Origin of the sequence: Desulfobulbus oligotrophicus, assembly GCF_016446285.1 — a bacterium.
GTDB lineage: Bacteria > Desulfobacterota > Desulfobulbia > Desulfobulbales > Desulfobulbaceae > Desulfobulbus > Desulfobulbus oligotrophicus.
This window is the reverse complement of record NZ_CP054140.1, coordinates 2,353,376-2,374,360: the sequence shown is the minus strand read 5'-3', so window position 1 is coordinate 2,374,360 and position 20,985 is coordinate 2,353,376. Positions and strand designations below refer to the sequence as shown.

The window sequence follows — 20,985 nt, the reverse complement described above, 5'->3', positions numbered from 1 at the left end:
CAGACAGAATACGTTCTTTTATGGTTCCAGCTCTGCCAAGAGATGTCTGGAAAACTGAAGGAACAGGCCATTCGTAGTACGTAACAGGTACAGACATCGGTTTACGCTCTATTCTTTCATCCTCTATCGGAGTTGTTATGGCATTACTTCCCGCTATTGAGCAAGAAACAACCACTGATCCTGATGCCGCAATCATCTGGCTCCATGGTTTAGGTGCAGATGGCCACGATTTTGCACCGATTATTCCAGAACTCAACCTGCCTTCGGAACTCGGCATTCGCTTTATTTTTCCCCACGCACCGTCCAGGCCTGTGACCGTGAATGGCGGTTATGTTATGCCGGCCTGGTTTGATATCTTTGAAATGGATATCAATCGCCGGGTAGACATTCCGCAGTTAATGGTTTCAGCAGCGGCCATTAATCAGCTTGTTGATCGTGAACTGGAGCGTGGAATCGATAGCCGACGTCTTCTCCTTGCCGGATTTTCCCAAGGTGGGGCTGTTGCCTACCAGGTCAGCCTCAGTCATGCGAAACCTCTTGGCGGACTGATAGCCATGTCCACCTATTTTGCCACAAGCAGCACCATCACCCTCAATGAGGCCAACCGTCATCTGCCCATTGAAATTCATCATGGTCAATATGACCCTGTCGTACCGATAGCCTTGGGGATCAGTGCTGCCGAGCTGCTGCAGGAGCAGGGCTATACTGTAACCTTTCGTACCTATCCCATGGAGCATTCGGTCTGTCCCCAACAGATTGAACATATCAGTCAGGCTATACAGCAGTTTCTTCAGAAATGAATCAAGAAGGGCAGATTCGTTTATCGAAAACAGACATACCGGTTCGAACAAAAGCCGAAGCACAGGACCGCGTCGATCAGATACAGGCATTCCGGCAGGAACTCACACTTCTTGAACAAGAACAAGTGCTGGTGCTGACCCATGAGCAGCAGACCGGTGTTGCCCGCTATCAGCAGCAGATACTCCACTACCTTGCCTCTGTTTTTGACACAGCCGGTACAACCAAAGAAAAACAACTGGGCCTGGGACTGGCTATTACCGCCTCTTCAGGGACCCTTGCTCTGGCTGCCAGTGTCTTCTTTTTCTATTTCCAATTTTGGGGCGGTTTGCCAACAACAACGCAGGTACAGATTGTAACAGGGGCGCCGGTCATTGGGCTTTTATGCGCTGCTGTCGCGGCAATGACCGGGAGGTTCCCCTCTCTTGCCAGGCTGTTTACTATAATAACCTGGCTTTGTTTTGTGCTCAATGTCCTCCTTCTCGGCAGGATATATAACTGTTTTCCCTCGGCCGCAACTGTGTTGGCCTATGCTGCCCTTGCCTTTGTTTTGGCCTACGCCGTAACAAGCAGATTGCTGCTTGTAGCAGGAATAATGAGTCTTTCCGCCTTCCTCGCCGCGCAGATGACGATCTGGAAGGGGTGGTACTGGCTTAGTTTTTATGAACACCCGGAATACTTTTTTGCAGCTGCTCTTCTGTTTTTCCTGCTGTCTCTGATACCGCATCGCCTTTTTACAGGTTTCTCCTCCCTGTATCGAATCTGTGCCCTGTTGCTCTTTTTTCTGCCGGTTCTTCTGCTCAGCAATTGGGGAGAAATCAGCAATCTTGAACGATCCGTCGAGCAGATTGAAACGATCTATCTGCTGATCGGCTTTATCGGCAGTGGACTGTTGATTGCGCTGGGGATTCTCCTCAGGTGGCCGGAAGTGGTGCATACCAGTTATGTGTTTTTTACTCTTTTCCTCTTTATTCAATGTTATAACTGGTGGTGGGAGTGGATGTCACCCTATCAGTTTTTTCTTGTTGTCGGAGTGGTTGCTGTGCTCATGTTTATTGGTCTTAAATTTCTACGCTACTACCTGTTTCAACGAAACCTGCAGAGGCTCCTATGCGCCTGACCAGGGTGGTACAGGTGCTGCTTCTGGTTGGCTGTATCCTGTTGGCTGTTGTGAATTACAGCATCTTTCACCATGTAAAGTCCAACCAACAGGGACAGCCGAATGCCCGGCTCTGGCTGACTGAACGTGAACTTCCTCTGTTGAAAAATCCGATATCTGAGGATACCGGCCTGCGGTTGGGTCTTCACTGGCGTGTTTTAGGGGATGAGGCTGCAGAAGATCGTCATGGAACACCTTTCTGGCTGACCGGTGAAAAGTTACAACAGTTGGGTTTTCCGATAGATTCGTTGCCGGCAGACAGGCAATCCAAACGTCTGTATCGGGAGAAACGCCCGGTATACATAGTTTTTGAACAAAATGGGCCAACTTTTAAAAAGGCGGTTCATCAAGCTGCCCAGCTGTATGAACGAGAGGATGGTGCGGTTAAGCAACATCCAAATGACAAGAGTCTGCGTGCGTCACGGTTGGCAGCCTTAAAGAGACTGCAGGCCGAAGAGGTGAGCTTGCCGCGTCTGTTTGCCGTTGATGCCGGTGTCAATCCGGCAGAACTGAAAGAGCTTTACAGTAATTCGTCACAGTACTTCATTCTTCCGGGCATAGTCCAACTGCACGTACGGGAAGAAAATAATCGTGTGATGGTCTCTGGTTTCATTGATTCGATCAACCTGCCCTCAGTCCACGTACCCGTACAGTTCAGTTCTGCCATCAAAGCACTTATTGCTCGACACCAACAGTCAACCCGCCAACCACAGCCACCACGCTATGCCGTACTTCTTGCCTGGGGGCATCACTTAGAACCATGGATTGATGCCGTGGGGCCGGTTGCTGACTGATCAGCGGTTTTTTATCCGGCAGAGGAACGATGCCGGTGGTGCTGCAATCAACTGACAGCAGAAAGGGCTCAATAGCAGTCCATAACCATTGAGCCCTTCAAGATATAAGCACTGACTTTTTTTATGCAGCACTCTTGATTTCAACCTGTTTGACGTCTTTTTTCTGTACAGCCTTTCGTGGCATGTCGACGGATAACACACCATTTTTAAAGCCGGCCTTTATAGCGTCCTGATCCACATCTTCCGGTAGCGACAGCACTCGTTGAAAAGATCCGTAACTCCGTTCAATACGGTAGTAGTCCTTTTCTTTTTCTTCCTTTTCCTGTCGTTTTTCTCCGCGGATAGTCATGGTATTGCCTGTGATGTCAATGGAGACATCTTTTTCATGGACACCGGGGATTTCCACAGTGAGCAGGTACGCATCATCACCGGCAGCCAGGTCAATTTTGGGTTTCAACATACCGGACTCATCCATATGAGGCCATGCTCTGTGTCCTTCTGAGGAAAGCCTGCCAAATCCGTGGAAAAATTGATTAAACAGGCGATCGATGTCACGATGGATCGACAGTGTCGGATCATAGTATCGTTCCGGAAAGTAATCGCTCTTTCCCCCGTGTTTAACCGGTACTGTGTGCTCAATCTCTTCTTCTTTCTTAAACCAGTTCCATGGTGCGAGTTTTTTGAATTCCATATCTGGGCTCCTCTTTTTTGCTTGAGTGTGCATCAATGATTTCTGGTCAAAAGTTAGCTGGTGGTGATTTCAATCTGTCGTGGACCTGCTGCTTCTGATTTGCGCAGATGGAGACTAAGAACACCATTTTTTAACTCTGCCCGGACGTTATTGAGGTCAACACTCTGTGGTACGGCAAAGGTTCGACGAAACTGTACATCGGCAATTTCCCGCCAAGCCTGTGCACCTGCTGTCGGGAGATAACGGGCAGCCGAGAGAGCCAATTTGCCGTTATCGATATTGATGCTGATATCGTCTTTTTGTACTCCAGGCAGGTCGACATGAAGCAAGATCTCGTTTTCATTTTCAAAGATATCCACCGCTGGTACCACAGCGGGTAACTGGTCGACTCTTTCTCCAGACTGTTCACCACGGGCGATAATTTCACGTTCACTCATTTTTCAGTTCTCCCTGTTATCAATCAATGTTCTGCTTTCTTACGATATGGTGACCTGACGCGGCTTGGCAGCCTCTGATTTTGGCAGCACAATTTTAAGAAGGCCATCGTTGAGGGTTGCCGTAACTTGAGTGGCATCAACTTCATACGGTAAGGTGAAACTTCGCGAAAACGATGAGACAACCCGTTCATTTCGGTGCAGTGTGTATCCCTCCGGACTGTCTGCCGGTCTTGATCCGCTGATCTCCAAGTAATTTCCCTGGATCTTTACATGTAACTGCTCTTTGTTTATGCCCGGAACTTCGGCGAATAACTCCAGGTTGTCTCCAGTATCACTTAAATTGGTCCTTGGAAATCCATCACGAATGCCCCAGCCTCTCTCTGTTGTGTACGTTTGATCAACATTTTGGAGCAGACTGTTCATCTGGTTGCGGAAAAGATCCAGGGCTCCAAAAAGTTGATGCATGTCGTGCCAGCGTGTTGCCATCTCCTGTCCTCCTCTGTGCATGTTGATGCGTTGGGTATTATCTAAACAATATTTTCTGTGGAAAACTATAATCTGCACACGATGACAGTCAACATTTTAAGTAATTTTTTATTTGCATTACTAATAATGATTAGTATGTTGACGGTAATCTACCGTTTAACAGAGGTCGCACACTATGAATAAGATGCAAGAGCTTCGGGATGAAAGGGGAACACAAGCCGCGGAAGCGCTTTCTGTTGAGGCGTTAAAAGGTCGACAGTCTGTGCGGGCGACGTTCAGGCTGCCGGCGCAGGTAATAACCCTTTTGAGTCTTGTTGCCAATCAGCTGGGGCTTAAACAGAAATCGCTTTTTGATCAACTGATTGAAGATCGTGAAGTGTTGGCTCAAATTGCCCGTAACGCCGATAGCCACCAGGCCGTCAGGCATAAACTCCAACAAAAAACCTATGTTCTCAGTCGAAACTCATTGGCTGCTCTTGATCAGACTGCCAAAATACATGGTGTCCGCCGTGATCTGCTTGTGGAGCTGTCTATTCAACGATTACTGCCGGTAATAACTGCTGAACAAGATAAACAGGAAAAACGAAAACAGGTGCTGTTGGATCTGGATGTATTTTGTTCGCAAGGCGAGGAGTTGCTGACAAGGATGGAACGTCTGCTTGATGAGGATGAGCAGATAACCGGACATTTTTCAGTGGTGCTGTCTTCTCTGCGGCAGGGGAGAAGGCAACTGCAAAGCATGATTGATCTTGGTAAAGCCATCGAAGGTTATGGCGGTGCCAAAGACACCTCTTTTGATTGACAGGACCCTTGCCGTCCAACCGTCATCTTGCTGAAAGTTCCGGAAAAAACTGTCCATAAACAGGACTGCTGCCACTGAAGACAGCACCAAGAGAGAAAATCAAGAATTCAAGATCAGGTGATGACCTGTTTAACCTGAACCCCAAGCACCAGGAAAATCGGTTGCGAAAACCATCTCTAGGGTTCTTGGCAGACGCACAGAAGGGAACCTCTTTACAGGAACAACCAGGTCGGATTTGGCCGCCGGTGCTTTGTTTTCCGACCTTTCAAGATACCCGCCATATTGCTTACCCGATACGTCGTACCAGTTATTGTCTGCGTATGTTTTTACAGGAGACAGGCACTTGTAAACGGTGATTTCATTTTCAGCGAATACGTCCGCGAAAAAGAGAGAAGGCGACCCCGGCTGAACACAGCAGTGCGGAAATGGTAAAAACAATGCGTATACTGATGAGAAACTGATCAAAGTTAGTGGGCCCTATGGGTTTATGGCCGATCAGTAAGGCGAGTACCACCGTGGCAATAGCCATACTTGTCATCTGTCCCATAAGTCGCATGGTGGCTACGATTCCGGATGCTGTCCCATAATGTTCTCTGGTAACAGACCCCATGATGGCACTTGTGTTGGGTGAGGAAAACAGCGCAAAACCAAAACCAAGCAGGAGCAGATTGGCCACAATGACTGAAAGATCAGTTCTGTAGCCAAGACCGGTAAAAATCACCATGCCGATCACAGTGATCGCCATACCCAGAGAGGCGATCAGTCGCGGTTCGATCCGATCCGAAAGCCGGCCGGCAAGAGGAGAAAATAAAGCCATCATTATTGGCTGTGCAACCAGGAGCAGTCCGGCACGTTGCGGTGGCAGCCCTTTGAGATACTGCAGGTAAAGGCTCATTAAAAAAGTGATGGCAAAGTTTGCCGAGTAGTTCAGCAGGGCGGCCAGACTTGAGAAGATAAAGGTCCGGTTATTGGCAAACAGGTGCACTTCAAACAGTGGGTAGGCGGTTCGTTTCTGATGATAAAAGAAGACCACCAGCCCTGCGATTCCTGATGGGACGAGAAGCAGACTGAAGGTGGACGGCAGAATCGTGACACCAATGATCAGAGCCAGGAGTGCGGTTGTGTAGATAAGGCAACCGTTCAAGTCGAAACGTTGTTGACGCTCATCAACCCACTCGCCTTTGAGAAAGTGGAAAGTGATAGCACTGGATCCGGCCCCAAGCGGCAGCATGAGCAGAAAAATTGAGCGCCATCCGAACTGTTGAACAAGAAGGCCGCCGACAGACGGCCCGACAGAGAGGCCGATGTAAACAGCGGCAACGTACATGCCGATCGCCTGACCTCGTTTGTGCGCCGGAAAGACTGAAGTTAAGATGGCCATACCGGTGGTGACGAACATACCTGCTCCCAGACCCTGTACACCACGTAACACCAACAGTACGAAAGTGCTGGTGGCAAAGGCGGCAACAGTGGACGCCAGCGTGTAGACAAACAGGCCCAGGCTGAAGATTTTTTTGCGACCATACATGTCAGCTATCTTCCCTGCCGGTAACAGAGCAAGAGCAACGGCCAGTAAATAGGAAGTCGCCACCCAGCTTAACTCCACAGCAGTCATGTTCAGCTCACTTTGGATGGCGGGCAGAGCAACGTTGACCGATGAGATCATGAACGGTCCCATAAAAGAGGTGAGGGTTGCCACAAACAGGGCAGACCGTTCCAGGGCAGACTGTGAGTCAACAGGAGCAGGTGTCGGCATATGTATCTTTCAGGGTTGCAGGGTGAGTATGTTCTCTGTCATCACGCTATCTCAACGATGGTTTCGGGGAAGTTCTTTTATTTGGATTAATCTTTGTAAGATGTGTTCAAACTTTGGCTGTTGCCATCTTTGTTGAATAGAGACGGACAAATAAGCTGTTCCACGAGTAAACACAAGGAGGATCACCAAGTTATAAAACTTTTTCAGTCAACGGCTTCAGATATCACAATAAAGTCGATGCCAATGTAAAAGGGCAAAGTTTTGGTGTGCTCAGGTGCAGTTGTTCATATTGAGTACGATGTATACATATGTGATGATCGATCTGTGAGCACCCGGGCTGTGGTTCATCTGATAGGGAGCAAAGCGCAGACCCCTGTTATGACAACAGAGGTCCGGCACAGCTCGGAAACTCCTGTGAAACATGAAAAGAAGGGGTGTTTGAGACACTTACATGGCATCAAGGCTTAACACAACCGAAGGAGGTTCATCCTTTCTGAGTGGGTCTGCCTTCAGGGTCTGGAGACGATCCGCAGCAATCTGCCCTTCACGCTCCAGCAGCTCAGCAACAGCCTGGGCTCGTTTGTCGGCAAGTTGGAGCAAGCGTGTTTCAGTCACTTTTTCATTTTCAGAGAGTTGGGTATACAGTTCACCAGACCACAGTGTCGCCTCTTCCTGACTCATACCACCGGGCAGGATATTACGAATCTGGATACTCTCAATGATTTTACAGAAAAAGCCGGGTTCACTGAGCCGAACCGGTTCCGGTGTCGTGGGCATACGCGGGGTAACCGTACCGGCAGCGATATTTTGTTCTAATTCTTCCAGGGCTTTTTTACCGAACCGTTCCGTGTACAGTTCTTCCAGCGCATCTTGTGTAGAACTGTCACTGAAGTTCAATGGCGAGCTTAATGTGTCCGGCTCTGGTTTGAACCCGAGTTTACGGAAAACCTCTGTTCTGATGCTATCCTGTTGCAGCTCATTGCCGTCCGCTTTGGCATTGTACTGTCCTTGAAGCACCAGTTTTAACTGTGGCCGATCCTGGAGAGCCTCTGCCAGTTTCAGAAGTTTTTCTTTTTCCGGTGGCGGGAGAGCAGTTTGTCCCTGAGCAAACATAATAGCATCGTTGTCCTCTTCATCGCCTCCCAACAAGCCGCCGATCATCCTGAATGGTGATGTTGCCAGTTTTGTAATGAGGCCGGAAAAGGCCTTCCATGCAATGGAACCAAAACTGAATTCCGGATCGTCGAGATTTCCCGAGATCGGTAGTCCGATGTCTATACGGCCATTGGAATCCTGCAGTATGGCGATGGCCAGGTCCAGTGGCAGGCTGGATGAATCCGGAGTATCTACGCGATCACCCAGGGCCAGCTTGTCAATGATGATCTTGTTGTCACCGATCATCTTGTGGTCGTGGAAGGTGTACTTCAGACTGGCTGAAACTTTGCCGGATTTGATCAGACGGCCGGCAAATCTTCCGGAATAGGGAGAGAGGTTTTTCATCTCAACATTCCGGAAATCCACATCGATTTTCGAGTCCCGCGGCACATCGCTGGTATTGATCCGACCACTGATCTTTGCAGTACCAAAGCGATCAACCATACCGTTTATCTGGACGTCCGCCTGTGCGTTTTCAGCTGATGACAGGCCGGTTATCGTGCCTTTCAGATCATGTATACGGGTCATGAACTGAGGCCTCAGGCTCAGATCTGCAAACACCATGTTCCCTTGCTCAATCCCAATTTTACTGATCTGAAAGGCAAAATCCTCCTGTTTTTGTTTCTTTGCCGTGGTTTTTTCCGGTGTTTTCTTTGCCTTGGAGGTTGTTTTTGCCGGTGGTGCCTCTTTTATGACCTTGGCCAGATTGAGGGTTGCATCCTCCTCTATGATCATCTCTGTCATCGGTTGAACAAGGATAATTTCTCGGGCTTCGAACCGGTTGGGCTCCAGAGTGAGACGGAACTGCGGTATCTGTACTGCTTTCCAGCTGAAGTATGGTTTTTTCGGATTGTCAGCATGGGTTAAAAGCAGATCGTTGAAGCTGAAACTGCCCTCATAGGCGGTTGCATACTTTTTCCCGGGTATACCGTAGTGCAGTCGCCCCTTTGTACTGATCGCAGCAGACTGTAACAACAGATTTGCCTGCTGCGCAAGGTAGGGTTGCAAGCTGACCAGATTCAGACTGTCTGCCTGAATTTCAGCGTCAACTGAAGGTATGGATGGGTTGATTGTTCCTTTTATCGATAAAGAACCACCCTGTTCGATCCGGGCACCTATGGAAATACCCATGGGCGATTGACCATCAATGTTGGTGCAACGGATCTGGATGTTCTTTAAGCTCTGTACCGGTTTTTTCGATCCTGTTGTCTGGTCTGTAAATTGGGAGGAGAAATCGTTTATCTCAAAGGTTCTGACCAGGAATTTCCAGGCAGACTCCTCCTGGGCCGGTACTGATTCGCCAGGGGAACGCACAGCAGTGGTGTTTTTTGGTTCCAGCATTGTTTGCCAGTTGAGTGCGCCCTGCGGATCAAGGCCGGCATCAAGTCGTCCCCTGGCTACCGCAATACGGTCAATGGTGATCGATTGACCGATGAGATCAAAATCGCCGTTTTCCGCGACAATCTGTTCTGCAGCAAACAGGGGGGGCTCCGATGGTGCAGTGCCAAGGCTGATGCCTTTAAGTTCGGTGCCGATGTTTTGCACAAGAACAGCAGTCTTGGCAGCAGCAGCCTCTATGTTGGCCTGCAGGTGCAGGTTGAGCTCTGTGACCTCGGCGTGGAGCGGGCTTTTGTGGCTGAGATCCTCCATCTGAACAGCAATGTTTGTAATGTCGACCGCCTCTATAGCAACCATAAATGGCGTGTCCGCCTGTGGCGTTGAAGGTGCCTCTGCAGGTTGTTTTTCAGTGGTATCGTTGGTGATGGGTGCCTGAGCAGGTTGAACAGCCGATGATGTTGCTGTCTGTGTGGTCGCCTCCCGGAGGATCTGTTCGAAATTTACAACGCCGGATTCGTTAATCCGGCCATCAACAGTTCCATCTTCCAGAAGAATCTGTGCGATCTGGATTTTCCGGGTGACCAGATCGATGGCAGGAGCATCGATCCGGCACTTTTTCAAGGTGAAAAGATCTGTCTTTTCCTGATGAAGACGAAGGGCAGTGTCGGCAAGAGAGAGTTGTGTTTCTGTAAGCAGGAGCTGATCCGTATCGTTTTCCAGGCCAACAGCATACTGTGTGGAAAAGTCAAGCTGCCCTGACGGCTCCTCCAGGTTGGTACTGTCTCGTAAAAACTGCCAAAGACTGAAGAATGGCAGATCTTTTATCTCCACGTTGCCCACCGTGCGAAAAGGCGTAAGGCTGATGGTTCCACCTCCCTGTAAAGAGCCGGTGTCCTTCACTGCCATTGTCCATCCATACTGTCCCTGCCTCTCCTTGAGAGAGGAAAGTTCTTTCACCTCAAAGGTCATATTGTGAAGAACCAGCCGGGCAGGTGTACTTTGGCGCTGATCAATGACCGTCAGCTGCCCCTCATGCATCCTGGCGTTTTGGAGAATAAATGGAAACAAAGAGGATGCGTCTGCAGAGTCGGGTTCATCAGGATCAGCAGGAGGCATAAGCCGCTCGAAATTACTGACCCCGTTTTTATCCAGTATCAGCTGTATATCGGGTTGATCCAATTGGATTGTACGCACCACAGGGGCCAGACGTATAAGACTGACACTTGGGTCCAGATCAATGTGTAAACGATTAAAACCGACTAAAAGTTCTTCGTTGGTATCTTCCAGGCGAAAGTTTTTAAGATCTAACAGGCTGTTGAAAAACAGGAAAACATGAGACAAGGGTTGTTTATTTGCCCTTCGATAGCTCTTTGACAGTGAGCACTTGACCGTTTTTCGTCATGGTGTGTTGCCATTTTTTGTTTTCTGAGGCGCTTCAAGCCGCTCTGATGAGGATTTCCCCTCCTACCCGGAGGCAACTACCCCCAGATTACGCATTCGGACCATGTTGTAGGCTGCCGCTGAGAGCGTGAAGAGCCAGTCAATCTTTTCCTCACCCTTGTACCTGGCTTTGCGCAACCAGGCGACGGTCTTCATCCAGCCAAATATCTCTTCCACCCGTTTGCGTTTCTTCCGACTCACGGCATAACCTGCATGACGGGTGGTCCGGCCATCGATGGCGGAGCCTTTGACTTTCTGTGCTACATGTGGAGTAACGGTCAGGCTGCGCAGGTCATCGACGAACTCCTTGCAGTCATACCCTTTGTCCGCGCCGATGGTGACTCGATGTGTGCCCGGAATATCCGAAGCCATGGAAAGGGCGGCCTCGCGCTCCGCCGTCCCGGTTGCCTGGGTCAGGCGGGTATCGACGACCAAACCGTTCCGATTTTCCATCAGCACATGCCCCATGAAGCAGAGCCTGGCCTCCTTGCCTTTTCCTTTTCTGAACAGCCGGGATTCTGGATCGGTGACCGATGCGTGCGTGTCATTGCGACGCTTTTTCCCGTGGAAATCCACTGCCGGATTGCGGTTGCCGCCGGTAGAGACCGGAGGCTCCTCATCTTTGGGCCGAAAGCTCTTCAGCGATGCCCACGTTTCGATCAGTGTGCCGTCAACGGTGAAATGGTCGTCAGACAAGAGTCCGGCTGCCTCGGCTTGGGAACAGATGGATCGCAAGAACATCACCGCAAGATCACTGTGCAGAATGCGCTCCCTGTTTTTGGAATAGACGGAGTGATCCCAAATTGCTTCATCCATGGACAGGCCGACAAACCAGCGAAAAAGAAGATTGTAATCAAGCTGTTCCACCAACATCCGCTCGCTCCGGATCGAATAAAGGATTTGCAGCAGCAGGGAGCGAAGCAGTTGCTCGGGCGGAATCGATGGTCGTCCTGTTCGTGAGTAGAGTTCCCGAAACACGGGAGAGAGTTCCTTCAGCGCTTTATCAGCCATGATTCGGATAGGGCGCAGGGGATGCGTTTGGGGAACTCGGGATTCGGGGGAGAGATAGCTGAACAATTTCTGTTGCTGAATATCAGGTCCGCGCATATTTCCACCTGTTTGTCAGTTATTCCAAATGGTTGGATAATACACGGTATCTTTTTGTATGTCCCGTTATTTATGAGTTTTTCAACAGCCTGCTAAAGTGAAGAGAAACGGGTTGAAACGCACAGTCTCAATAGAGGCTTTGCTGTGCAGGTTCTCTTCAGCAAACTTCGGAAGGTACCAACGCATTGCCAAGGGCAGGGCGACAAAGCCAAGAAGTGTATAAAGGAGCAGTGCTGCGGTGAAAATGAGAAAATATTTGTGGGTCACTATTTTCTTTACTCTCTGCTGCATGTCACTACCTCAGGTTGGAGAAATATGTAGAAGACAGTTCATGTAAAACAGAACGATATCTGTGCATCTACCTTATTTCATATTTATCTGTAAAGAGAAGGAAGACGAAAAACAGTGCTGTCTCTGCAACTGGTAAAAAAACACATCAATGCTGGGCGCTGGTTTTGCAACAGATGCTCTTTGCGGCGGTACAACGGAAAAGCTGTTGTGCTGTTTCTTGATCTCTGCAAATTCGTTCACCTTTCAAAGAGTTTTTGTAACGGCTTGCTGAACTTCTTCAAAGGGGAAGATGGCTGTGGTGAAGATTTTTTCTGCGGCGACAGCCCCAGCGCTGTTTGACAGGGGTCAAGGTCTGCGGCTGTTTTATCAAGAATAAACTCACCTAAAGTACTGAGTCCACCGGTGGCAATACCAACTCCGACCGAGGTTGCGGTTTTGAGAACGCCTGATTTATCGATACCCACCGAAGGGGCTCCAAGGGTCCCCTCTATTTTGATCAAACCAGCAAGAGGAGTGGTAAGTGAAAGACCGGTTTTACCACGTGGTTTGGGTGTGATGTAGAATTCGATTTTTTCAGACTGCAGATTAATCGTCCCTGACCCGAGCACATCCACCTGAGAGGTTCGCAGGCCTATACCTTGATTGGCCGTAGCCACACCATCCCGGATCAGGAATCGGGCTGCTGCACAAACCAGCTGTGAGCTCTCCCGGCGTTTGTCAAGGGGATTGATCATCCTGAGCACCTGGGTGAAAATATCGCCGGAAAAGGTATCCAGGGCTTTATTGTGCAGGCGTCCCTCACCGATACTGAGGCTGACCTCCCCTGTGGCTGATGCCATAAGCGCGTCCACTGAACTGCCATGAGCGGTTACGTTCATGTTCAGTCTGCTTTTGCCTCCGCTCAGTACAGCACCTTTTGTTAACCGTCCGATTTCAATCTGGTCTCCCTGTACCTGAAGCGTAACACCGGGAGATGAACCAGCGGCATCTACAGTGGCGTCAGCGTTAAGAGTTCCCCCGGCCAGTTCGCAGTAAAAAGGATGGATATGCAGCCGCCTGTTTTGTAGAACAGCTGTCAGCGCAATGTTGTGTACATCCCAGCCTTCGATGGGCATCTCCTTTATCTGCACCGATAGATCTGTGTCCAAAAGAGGCGGAAAGGTCATTGGTAGGGATGTACGCGGAAAAACCCGATTAACCTGTTGCCTGGCAACAGTAGTGTCCTGAGTCTGTATGCTTGTTCCGGTCTTTCCGGGCGCACCGGTATAAAAGTCAGCAGGGTTGAAAAACGTACTGGTCACTGCACCGGTTAAGGTCACACGTTCAGCAAGCCGAATATGCAGATTCCCGTCAAGGTTGTTTGCACCGATCCTGGCCTGTAATGCTGTGACGTTCCAGCTTGAATCTCCCCCCTGGATTCGTCCGGCAATGTGGAGTGATTCTTCTCCATGATAGGTAAGACCGACCTGTTGGGCAAGAGTCGATGGTTTTTCACTTTCAAGGGTGGTGTTCATATCAACAGACAGTGCACCGGTCAGATCCCTGGCTCTCCCCTCAGCGGTGAACAGCAGCAGTTGTTTGTCCCCCGCGGTGAAGGTGATGTTGTCCACATGCAGCTGTGAACGATCACCTTGCAGTTGACCTGCACAACGAAAATTGCCTACCTGCAGAGGTGTGTCCGATACGTTTATGCCGAACAGATGGACTGCTTCCATCACCTCAGTTCCTTCCATTGTAAAGGCCAGAGATACACCTTGTTGTGCTGCAAGGTCAGCGATACTCCCATGAACGTGTCCACGCAATCCAGCTGTGATTATATGCAGATCGAGCAACCATGGTTTACCGGATTCCAGGGAAAACGGGGAGCCCATCCGGCCGGTTGCTGTGACTTTACGTCCTTGCAGGGCAGTGGAAAGCCCGATATGCATCAATCCCTGGTCAGCTGCCTCTGTTTGCATTGTTAACGTATAGATTGGGAACGATTGGGTTTTTTGTGTATCACGGTCATACCACCTGAGACGGCCATCGATGATTTTCAACTCTTTGACAATAAACTGAAAAGAAGTAAATGCACCCGAGTCAACCGACAGCTGTTTATTCATCTGTTCCGTCGGCCTTGAATCGATGGGTGGAGTGAAATCAAGATTGCCCGGCCCGTGCATTTCAGTTTCAATAACTATATCAGGTGCAGTTATAATAAGGCGATGAACAACAATCTCCCTTCGCAGCAGAGGTATGACAGCCAGTTCCAGTTCTAAACGCGATAACCGTACCATCTCCGGATGAGCGGAGCCGACAGGGTTTGAGAGAGAGACATCTGTGGCAAGAAGGCTGGGGACAAGGCCCCAGTGTAACTTTAAGGGGCCGGCAATGTTCAACGTCCGGCCGGTGGCTGCCTGCACCTGCTCGGTAATAATTGATCGCAGCGTCTGTGTGTTGACCGACTGCAGAGCTATGAACCCACCACCAAGGAGCACGGTTAAAACAACAAGTACAATGAGACAAACTTTGGTAATGGTGTGGAGACGCACGGTAGACACCTCCTGATGGAAGAAAGTATCAGGTTCTTCCCCTGGAGTTCACAATGCTATGCACAGTCAGGGGCAGTGTGGCTGCGCACGGTAATTAAAAAACAGGGGTCACTTAACATCTTGTTTTCAAACAACTTGTTACTTTATATACATGTATAATAACAAACGCCTTGTTATGAAAGTCATTTTTTGGTGAAAATATGTCATCTCCTTTGCCTGAACAGTCCTCTTCACCACCGGTCTTCAGTTTCATCGGCTGGCATAATTCCGGTAAGACCACCCTGGTCTGCAAGGTGCTGACCCACTTGAAAAAGAGGGGATATACCGTTGGCATCATCAAATCAACCAAAGAACGTGGTATCCTCATCGATCAGCCTTCCACAGACACGGCACTGTACAGGGCCATTGGTGTTGACGGTATTGCCCTGTCGGCCCCTGATCAGCTGATTGTGCAGAGACGTCCTCCGAACATGGAACTTCGAGCTTTAGCCCAATGGCTCTTTCCTGAAGTTGATGTGGTGGTGGCAGAAGGATTCAAACACTCTGTTGATGTCCCTAAAATTGAGGTTCGTCGGGACCCGGACAGTCCTTTGCTCCGTGACCGGGTGTCGGGTGTTGTTGCTGTGGCAACAGATCTGCCGTTGTCTGAAGGGCTGTGCTTCCGCTTGGATCAGAGTCGTGAAATTACTGCATTCATTGAACTCCATCTGGGGTTGAGAGGTAAAGTTGATCTGTAGCAATCACTATAAAATACTTTGCAGGATACGGAAGAAGTTGTTGCTGGTGTCGGCCTGCTTGTTCAATGAAACGATTCCTGGTAAGAGGCATCGCTGAGCGTTAAGAGGTACTCTCACTTTGAAAAGATACCGGCTGTTGTTACCTGTGTGCAAGGCCAGCTCAAGTGTGTATGAATGCATCGAATCAGTATGTTTTCCAATGGTGTTGCAGGACTGTACTTCTCCATGGAGCATAAGGAACAGTTGCAACTCTGGCAAAAATCGCGTGATGACCACTCGTCTTTTACCGGATTGTGCAGCTGAGGTTTTGTGAAGGGATTGATGGATACTGCACAGGAGTGCTGAAGATAAAATCAGAGTGTAGGTCGTTTATGAAACGGTTTTTTCGGGCGGTTCTGCTTGGTGGTGTGCTTTTGGGTGTTACCGGTTGTTTTGACCGGCACAATGCAAACAATAAAAGCGGGATGTTAACTATATATGGCAACATCGATATCCGAGAAGTGCAGTTAGCCTTTCAAGATGGCGGCAGAATTCTTTCCCTGGCCGTGGATGAGGGCGACAGGGTTGAGAAGGGCCAGATGGTGGCTGAACTGGATGCCACTCGATTGCAGATGGATGTTGATCGAATCAGTGGTGAAGTGGCGGCACAGGTGCAGTCGGTCAGGCGGCTTCATGAAGGCAGCCGGCCGCAGGAGATTGAACGTGCCAAAGCAACAGTGGCATCGGCCCGGGCGAATCTTCGCGATGCTCACCTGACCCTGACACGAAAAAATGCACTGCGCATCACCAACCGTATCTCACAGCAGGAAGTTGATAGCGCCAGTGCCCAGGTTGATACCTGGAAGGCCACCTTAAAGGCTGCTGAGGAGGAGTTGGCCCTGGTTGTTGAAGGGCCTCGCCAGGAAGATATTGCCGCAGCTGAGGCTACCCTGACTGCCCTCCAGGCAGCGAAACAGCTGGCAGAACAGCGGGTTACTGACGCCAGTCTGCAGGCGCCTGCTGATGGGTTTATTCGCAATCGTATTCTTGAACCCGGAGCCATGGTTACAGCCGGGGCACCGGTCTTAACCCTGGCGTTAACCAACCCGTTATGGGCACGGGCCTATATCAGTGAACCTGATCTTGGTAAGGTTCGGGAAGGTATGCGAGCCCAGCTGCAGTCTGATAGTTATCCCGACAAAACCTACCAGGGCTGGGTGGGTTTTGTTTCTCCTACTGCCGAGTTCACACCCAAAACCGTCGAAACAACAGAGCTGCGAACAAAACTGGTGTACCGGGCCCGTATCTTTGTCTGCGACCCGGCGCATGAACTCCGGCTCGGCATGCCGGTGACTGTTACCATTGATACAACGGCTAAGGATTCATCCGTTCATCCCGCAGAATGTGGTAACTCCACTGTCACCAGAATCGACTAAAAAAGGCGCAGATGTGCACAATGAATGTCAGTTTGCATGCCCCTTATTTTGCGAAACTTCAGTCACAACGAAACGACAGTACATCTTATACATCAGAAAATCTGTCCGTAGGTTAGGAGTTCAAATCAGTCCATAGCGCCGGGAAAACCAAAAGCAGATCAAGTTCAGAGCAGAGTATATATCTTGCAACATTGACAGCCCTTTATAAACGTTGGTTCTTTCTTTAGGCCGGTTGATCAGTATTGGTTGTAACTGCTCATATTCTCTTTGTTTTTCCGCTTTTTTGTTCGTATCAAATCATCCTCAGCTGCATATCCCAGGCTGATTAACAGCCCGATGCGCTTGTGTCTGGGGATCTGCAGTACTCTCTGCACAGTCTTCTCATCAAACCAGCCAAGCATACAGGTGGACAGCCCCAATGCAGTTGCCTGCAAACAGAAATGCGTTGCGGCAATGCCGATATCAATAAGAGAGAAATCTCTCTTTTTCAATGCGCCGCCAATCTGAGTAATCATCTTCGGCCGCTCAATGACAAACACCGCCAGAACAGGCGCTTGAGGAACAAACCTGTTAAATGCAACAAACGTGCTGTACGTGGCATGCGCTACCTGATCTTTCAGGAGCGGATCAGTGACCATGATAAGCTTCCATGGTTGTGAGTTGGATGCAGAGGGAGCCAGCCGCACGGCTTCAATGAGCTGATCCAGTTTTTCCGGTTCAACCGGACGCGCAGCATACGTACGAACACTTTGCCTGTATCTGATTAACGCAGAAAATTTCATAAAATGTCCTCTACTGTGTACAATGGTGAGATAGGCTAAAAAGAACGTTCAACAAAAAAACGGCTGCCGGAACGGTCATCGTATCAGAAAGATACAGTGCAGTGCTGTGCAGGTTTGATACCATTGGTACTGAATATGGCCACATCATTTTTCCATCGATTTTTCTTTCCCGAATTTACCCCTCGATTTGCAGTACGATTAGTCGTGCTGATCATGGCCGCTCTTCTGATTTTTACTCAGGTACTTGTACCCTTACGGATTGAAGGGCAGAGTATGGAGCCCACCTATAAGGACGGCTCATTTACATTCTGCTGGCGAGGTCGTTATCTTTTTACAAAGCCTGACCATGGTGATATTGTTGCGATCCGCTTTGCCGGTCGTCGGGTGGTGTTACTGAAACGAATCATTGCACTTGCCGGAGAAACTGTCGAATTTCGCAATGGTATTTTACTGGTCAACAGTCGTCAGGTGGAAGAACCCTATATCAGCCCATCATTGCCCTGGAACTTACCACCGCGAAAAGTTGAACCAGGCAAGGTGTATGTGGTTGGTGACAACCGTTCGGTTCCCCTGGAACGACATCATATGGGACAGGTCGAGGTGCAACGGATTATGGGAGGCGTTTTATGATAACCGTTAAAAATATGTTTGTCGCAGCATTGATTGCCCTGGTTGTTGGTGGGAGTGCTTTCTGGCTGTGGCCGAATGATGCGCGGGCAATTCGTAGCCGGCTGGCCGTTATTGAAAAGGCTGGAACAAAGAAGGCTGGCGAGCACGCTTTGGAAGGACAGCTGAAAGCACGTAAGATAGCAGAGCTTTTTCAGGATCCGTGTCAGTTGCGTGTGGAAACCATAAAGTTTGAAGGGGCGTATTCCCGTCAGCAGATCCAGGATCGGGTTGCCATGATTCGGGCCTCGTTTACCAAGGCAGATGTGGATCTCTATGATGTTGGTGTTGAACTATCTGCGGAGAAGACGGCCATGGTGCAGGGGACAGTGCGTCTTCTCGGGGCTCGAACCGGTGATCCCATGGCCGATGTGCAGGAGTTCCGTGCTGAGATGCTGAAAGATAACGGTCAGTGGTTTTTTACCACAGTGACCATTGTTGAAGTGCTGGACCGGTGATAACTGAACATCTTTTAAAAAAAACCCTGTTGTTGTCCAGTCGTTGCCAAGATGCCGGTTATAGATGCCATGTGCAGTTGTTTGTCACCAGTGTGTCTCCTGTTACGTAACAGCCAGTAAGACCAGGGACATGGACACAAAAGACAGGAGTGTGGATACGACTACTATTGCTGAGGCCAGCTCAGTATCAGAGTTGAGTTGAGAGGATAGGATGTAGATGGCTGTTGAGGTCGGCAACGCAAAAAAGAACAGACTGACCTTCCAGGCAAGACCGGTCACATTGAACAGCCAGAGGTAGAACAGGCCGATTATCGGTAAGAACGCCAGCTTGAAGATCGCTGCCATGCAGGCAGGCCCGATGTTGGTACGCAGACTGGAAAACGTCAGGCTGCTGCCAATCGAAAAGAGAGCCAGTGGCAGGGTGACCTGTGACATCATCTTAAGGGTATTATCAACGGGTGTCGGAAAAAATCCGATGAGCTTTGAATAAAGGATACCGCATGCACAGGCGATGATCAGCGGGTTGGCTATTAAATTTTTGATGGTTATGGTGAATCGGTTCCCGGATTGATTACTGCCGGTATCGTACCAGATGAGCACTGAAACGCAGAGCACGTTGATAATCGGAATAATCAGACCGATGAGGATGCCGTACAGCTGCACTCCTGCCTCCCCAAAGGCGTTGATGAGCACAGCCATACCGATATAGGTGTTGAACCGATAGCATCCCTGGTTAAAAGAGCCGGCCTGGAAAGAGGTGAGCGGTCGCAGCCGAATGTAGAGCAGGCTGAGTGCACAGACTGTTAAAACCGCCATGAATGAGGCGGAAAGGTAGCGCCAGCCGTCACCGAAGTGGAGGGGAGCGGCACCGATTTTCCAGAACAGCATGAGTGGAAAGAAGACAAAATAGACGAGCCTGTCCGAGGTGCGGAAAAATGCGGTGTCAGTGATGCGCCAGTGTTTGGCGGCTGTTCCGAAGACAATCAGGGCCAGGACCGGGAAAAGGGCGTCTAATAAAATCATACGTAGTCTGCACAGTCACAGGACAAAGAAAAACCGGCCATATCAGTCAATGTGATACCGTGGTCGGCGGATGCGAGTCTTGCGACAGTTGGGGCAATGGCCCGGTGGTTGAGGTTTCCGGCGCTGCCTGAAGACAAAACCGCAGTGCAGGCAGACAGCCGGGTCAATTTTTAACAAACGGCCTTCGGCTTTCAGGCTGCGGCCAATGTGCTGCAGATGCGCATAGATCTCTTTTTCCGATTGATGGAGGGTCTGTGAGAGTTCTCGTGCTCCCATTGTTTCGTCTGTCAGCAGGGCTATGATCTGTTGGCGAATGGTAATGCTACTGGGTGTTGCGGGTTCCATAGCACTTTTGCGTGGCCACTTTTTTTTAGTGTGTTGCGCCGTACTGTTGTAAAAATTTATGGACCTTGTACCTGCTCATTGTACTGATCTTGTGCATCAATGAAAAAGAAATGTCTGTCAGACCGTAACGATCGCGGAGCAGATCGATCAGCAGAATCCATAAGGAGCCGGTCATCTCAGCGTCTGCAAGCGCCCGATGAAAGGTGCCGCTGGTCGCGATATTCAGGTAGCTGACCAGTGTGGAGAGCCTGTGATCAGGAGCTTCAGGAAACAGTCGCCGTGAAGCCAACACCGTGCAGGCCATGGGGTTGGTGCGTTCTCGTCCTATCCTGGCCAGTTCAGCGTCGAGAAATTTGCGGTCAAAATTTGCATTGTGTGCCACTAAAGGAACATCTCCGATCCAGTCGGCAAACCGGTGCATAACCGCCTCACATTCCGGAGCAGCGGCGACCAGTTCATTGCTGATACCGGTGAGAGATTCGATAAACCAACTGATGGTGAAGCCCGGGTTCATCAGTGCCTGGAATCGATCCACGATCATACCCTGTTCAATCCGCACCGCGCCCACCTCAATGGGCCGGTCACCAAGGGTAGGGCTGTGGCCGGTGGTTTCAAAGTCAAGAACAATAACAGTATCGGAAACCATGGTTGACAGTACGTACACCGGCAGGAGATAAGGTGGATAAGTAAAAAAGGTTGGGCAGCAGGTTTGAATGTGGCGTAAACTACTCGCTTCAATAAAAATCGCAATGCGCAACCGTAACATATCGGGTA

The 20,985-nt window shown here is 49.7% G+C and carries 21 protein-coding genes; 9 read left to right on the top strand and 12 right to left on the bottom strand.

The features are described from left to right. Positions 1–137: 137 nt before the first annotated feature. The 3 genes from HP555_RS10810 to HP555_RS10800 are packed head-to-tail and all read left to right on the top strand — an operon-like array spanning position 138 to position 2,751. Positions 138–800, top strand: a complete 663-nt coding sequence (locus HP555_RS10810) for an alpha/beta hydrolase (RefSeq protein ID WP_199262370.1) — start codon at positions 138–140, stop codon at positions 798–800. Then, positions 797–1,918, top strand: a complete 1,122-nt coding sequence (locus HP555_RS10805; RefSeq protein WP_199262368.1) for a DUF2157 domain-containing protein — start codon at positions 797–799, stop codon at positions 1,916–1,918. The genes HP555_RS10810 and HP555_RS10805 overlap by 4 nt, the downstream gene beginning before the upstream one ends. Next, positions 1,909–2,751, top strand: a complete 843-nt coding sequence (locus HP555_RS10800; protein ID WP_199262366.1) for a DUF4824 family protein — start codon at positions 1,909–1,911, stop codon at positions 2,749–2,751. The genes HP555_RS10805 and HP555_RS10800 overlap by 10 nt, the downstream gene beginning before the upstream one ends. 121 nt (positions 2,752–2,872) lie before the next feature. Here the strand turns inward: HP555_RS10800 and HP555_RS10795 are convergent, their stop codons facing one another. From HP555_RS10795 to HP555_RS10785, 3 genes are read right to left on the bottom strand one after another with little or no spacing between them, the layout of a single operon-like run. Then, a complete protein-coding gene (locus HP555_RS10795; protein ID WP_199262364.1) occupies positions 2,873–3,442 on the bottom strand; it encodes an Hsp20/alpha crystallin family protein in 570 nt (189 codons plus the stop codon). A 53-nt stretch (positions 3,443–3,495) separates the two neighbouring features. Next, entirely contained in the window at positions 3,496–3,879 is a 384-nt protein-coding gene (locus tag HP555_RS10790; protein WP_199262362.1) for an Hsp20/alpha crystallin family protein, read from the bottom strand. Positions 3,880–3,918: 39 nt separating this feature from the next. After that, positions 3,919–4,365 (bottom strand): Hsp20/alpha crystallin family protein, encoded by a 447-nt coding sequence (locus tag HP555_RS10785; protein WP_199262360.1) that lies wholly within the window; start codon positions 4,363–4,365, stop codon positions 3,919–3,921. Between the two features lie 175 nt (positions 4,366–4,540). On the opposite strand from HP555_RS10785, the gene HP555_RS10780 reads away from it, so the two are divergent. Next, on the top strand, positions 4,541–5,167 hold the full coding sequence (locus HP555_RS10780; protein WP_199262358.1) for a hypothetical protein: 627 nt from the start codon (positions 4,541–4,543) through the stop codon (positions 5,165–5,167). Between the two features lie 364 nt (positions 5,168–5,531). Here HP555_RS10780 and HP555_RS10775 read toward each other — a convergent pair whose 3' ends face one another. The 5 genes from HP555_RS10775 to HP555_RS10755 form a co-directional block, all read right to left on the bottom strand. After that, positions 5,532–6,923, bottom strand: a complete 1,392-nt coding sequence (locus HP555_RS10775) for an MFS transporter (protein ID WP_199262356.1) — start codon at positions 6,921–6,923, stop codon at positions 5,532–5,534. Between the two features lie 447 nt (positions 6,924–7,370). Then, positions 7,371–10,757 (bottom strand): DUF748 domain-containing protein, encoded by a 3,387-nt coding sequence (locus tag HP555_RS10770; protein ID WP_199262354.1) that lies wholly within the window; start codon positions 10,755–10,757, stop codon positions 7,371–7,373. Positions 10,758–10,880: 123 nt separating this feature from the next. Further along, positions 10,881–11,963 (bottom strand): IS5 family transposase, encoded by a 1,083-nt coding sequence (locus HP555_RS10765; RefSeq protein WP_199261908.1) that lies wholly within the window; start codon positions 11,961–11,963, stop codon positions 10,881–10,883. A gap of 81 nt (positions 11,964–12,044) precedes the next feature. Continuing rightward, entirely contained in the window at positions 12,045–12,254 is a 210-nt protein-coding gene (locus HP555_RS10760; protein WP_199262352.1) for a hypothetical protein, read from the bottom strand. A gap of 236 nt (positions 12,255–12,490) precedes the next feature. Then, positions 12,491–14,785 (bottom strand): AsmA family protein, encoded by a 2,295-nt coding sequence (locus tag HP555_RS10755; RefSeq protein ID WP_199262350.1) that lies wholly within the window; start codon positions 14,783–14,785, stop codon positions 12,491–12,493. A 200-nt stretch (positions 14,786–14,985) separates the two neighbouring features. On the opposite strand from HP555_RS10755, the gene mobB reads away from it, so the two are divergent. The 3 genes from mobB (at position 14,986) to HP555_RS10745 (ending at position 16,937) form a co-directional block, all read left to right on the top strand. Continuing rightward, complete coding sequence (gene mobB, locus HP555_RS10750; protein ID WP_199262349.1) at positions 14,986–15,522, top strand: molybdopterin-guanine dinucleotide biosynthesis protein B; 537 nt, start codon at positions 14,986–14,988, stop codon at positions 15,520–15,522. Between the two features lie 174 nt (positions 15,523–15,696). Beyond that, positions 15,697–15,825, top strand: coding sequence for a hypothetical protein (locus HP555_RS14240; RefSeq protein ID WP_269846843.1), 129 nt, complete (start codon positions 15,697–15,699; stop codon positions 15,823–15,825). A 68-nt stretch (positions 15,826–15,893) separates the two neighbouring features. Next, on the top strand, positions 15,894–16,937 hold the full coding sequence (locus tag HP555_RS10745; RefSeq protein ID WP_199262347.1) for an efflux RND transporter periplasmic adaptor subunit: 1,044 nt from the start codon (positions 15,894–15,896) through the stop codon (positions 16,935–16,937). A 236-nt stretch (positions 16,938–17,173) separates the two neighbouring features. Here the strand turns inward: HP555_RS10745 and HP555_RS10740 are convergent, their stop codons facing one another. Next, positions 17,174–17,719 carry a nitroreductase family protein gene (locus HP555_RS10740; RefSeq protein WP_199262345.1) on the bottom strand — a complete coding sequence of 182 codons (546 nt, stop codon included), beginning with the start codon at positions 17,717–17,719 and terminating at the stop codon, positions 17,174–17,176. Between the two features lie 135 nt (positions 17,720–17,854). On the opposite strand from HP555_RS10740, the gene lepB reads away from it, so the two are divergent. Both lepB and HP555_RS10730 read left to right on the top strand, forming a co-directional pair. Beyond that, on the top strand, positions 17,855–18,349 hold the full coding sequence (gene lepB, locus HP555_RS10735) for a signal peptidase I (protein WP_199262343.1): 495 nt from the start codon (positions 17,855–17,857) through the stop codon (positions 18,347–18,349). Then, positions 18,346–18,843: a hypothetical protein gene (locus HP555_RS10730; RefSeq protein ID WP_199262341.1), complete on the top strand. Its 498-nt coding sequence runs from the start codon at positions 18,346–18,348 to the stop codon at positions 18,841–18,843. Before lepB ends, HP555_RS10730 begins: the two co-directional genes overlap by 4 nt. 102 nt (positions 18,844–18,945) lie before the next feature. Here the strand turns inward: HP555_RS10730 and HP555_RS10725 are convergent, their stop codons facing one another. From HP555_RS10725 to HP555_RS10715, 3 genes are read right to left on the bottom strand one after another with little or no spacing between them, the layout of a single operon-like run. Then, positions 18,946–19,866 carry an AEC family transporter gene (locus HP555_RS10725; RefSeq protein WP_199262339.1) on the bottom strand — a complete coding sequence of 307 codons (921 nt, stop codon included), beginning with the start codon at positions 19,864–19,866 and terminating at the stop codon, positions 18,946–18,948. A 42-nt stretch (positions 19,867–19,908) separates the two neighbouring features. Beyond that, complete coding sequence (locus tag HP555_RS10720; RefSeq protein WP_199262337.1) at positions 19,909–20,211, bottom strand: transcriptional regulator; 303 nt, start codon at positions 20,209–20,211, stop codon at positions 19,909–19,911. Positions 20,212–20,236: 25 nt separating this feature from the next. Next, positions 20,237–20,857: a 3'-5' exonuclease gene (locus HP555_RS10715; RefSeq protein ID WP_199262335.1), complete on the bottom strand. Its 621-nt coding sequence runs from the start codon at positions 20,855–20,857 to the stop codon at positions 20,237–20,239. Positions 20,858–20,985: the final 128 nt, after the last annotated feature.

Excerpts from the sequence above, each read along its gene's own strand:
- lepB (WP_199262343.1), top strand. The coding sequence starts at position 17,855 with ATGGCCACATCATTTTTCCATCGATTTTTCTTTCCCGAATTTACCCCT.
- HP555_RS10775 (WP_199262356.1), bottom strand. The coding sequence starts at position 6,923 with ATGCCGACACCTGCTCCTGTTGACTCACAGTCTGCCCTGGAACGGTCT.
- HP555_RS10720 (WP_199262337.1), bottom strand. The coding sequence starts at position 20,211 with ATGGAACCCGCAACACCCAGTAGCATTACCATTCGCCAACAGATCATA.
- HP555_RS10795 (WP_199262364.1), bottom strand. The coding sequence starts at position 3,442 with ATGGAATTCAAAAAACTCGCACCATGGAACTGGTTTAAGAAAGAAGAA.
- HP555_RS14240 (WP_269846843.1), top strand. The coding sequence starts at position 15,697 with ATGCATCGAATCAGTATGTTTTCCAATGGTGTTGCAGGACTGTACTTC.
- HP555_RS10765 (WP_199261908.1), bottom strand. The coding sequence starts at position 11,963 with ATGCGCGGACCTGATATTCAGCAACAGAAATTGTTCAGCTATCTCTCC.
- HP555_RS10760 (WP_199262352.1), bottom strand. The coding sequence starts at position 12,254 with ATGCAGCAGAGAGTAAAGAAAATAGTGACCCACAAATATTTTCTCATT.
- HP555_RS10810 (WP_199262370.1), top strand. The coding sequence starts at position 138 with ATGGCATTACTTCCCGCTATTGAGCAAGAAACAACCACTGATCCTGAT.
- HP555_RS10780 (WP_199262358.1), top strand. The coding sequence starts at position 4,541 with ATGAATAAGATGCAAGAGCTTCGGGATGAAAGGGGAACACAAGCCGCG.
- HP555_RS10800 (WP_199262366.1), top strand. The coding sequence starts at position 1,909 with ATGCGCCTGACCAGGGTGGTACAGGTGCTGCTTCTGGTTGGCTGTATC.
- HP555_RS10730 (WP_199262341.1), top strand. The coding sequence starts at position 18,346 with ATGATAACCGTTAAAAATATGTTTGTCGCAGCATTGATTGCCCTGGTT.
- HP555_RS10790 (WP_199262362.1), bottom strand. The coding sequence starts at position 3,879 with ATGAGTGAACGTGAAATTATCGCCCGTGGTGAACAGTCTGGAGAAAGA.
- HP555_RS10785 (WP_199262360.1), bottom strand. The coding sequence starts at position 4,365 with ATGGCAACACGCTGGCACGACATGCATCAACTTTTTGGAGCCCTGGAT.
- HP555_RS10725 (WP_199262339.1), bottom strand. The coding sequence starts at position 19,866 with ATGATTTTATTAGACGCCCTTTTCCCGGTCCTGGCCCTGATTGTCTTC.
- HP555_RS10805 (WP_199262368.1), top strand. The coding sequence starts at position 797 with ATGAATCAAGAAGGGCAGATTCGTTTATCGAAAACAGACATACCGGTT.
- mobB (WP_199262349.1), top strand. The coding sequence starts at position 14,986 with ATGTCATCTCCTTTGCCTGAACAGTCCTCTTCACCACCGGTCTTCAGT.
- HP555_RS10740 (WP_199262345.1), bottom strand. The coding sequence starts at position 17,719 with ATGAAATTTTCTGCGTTAATCAGATACAGGCAAAGTGTTCGTACGTAT.
- HP555_RS10715 (WP_199262335.1), bottom strand. The coding sequence starts at position 20,857 with ATGGTTTCCGATACTGTTATTGTTCTTGACTTTGAAACCACCGGCCAC.
- HP555_RS10745 (WP_199262347.1), top strand. The coding sequence starts at position 15,894 with ATGAAACGGTTTTTTCGGGCGGTTCTGCTTGGTGGTGTGCTTTTGGGT.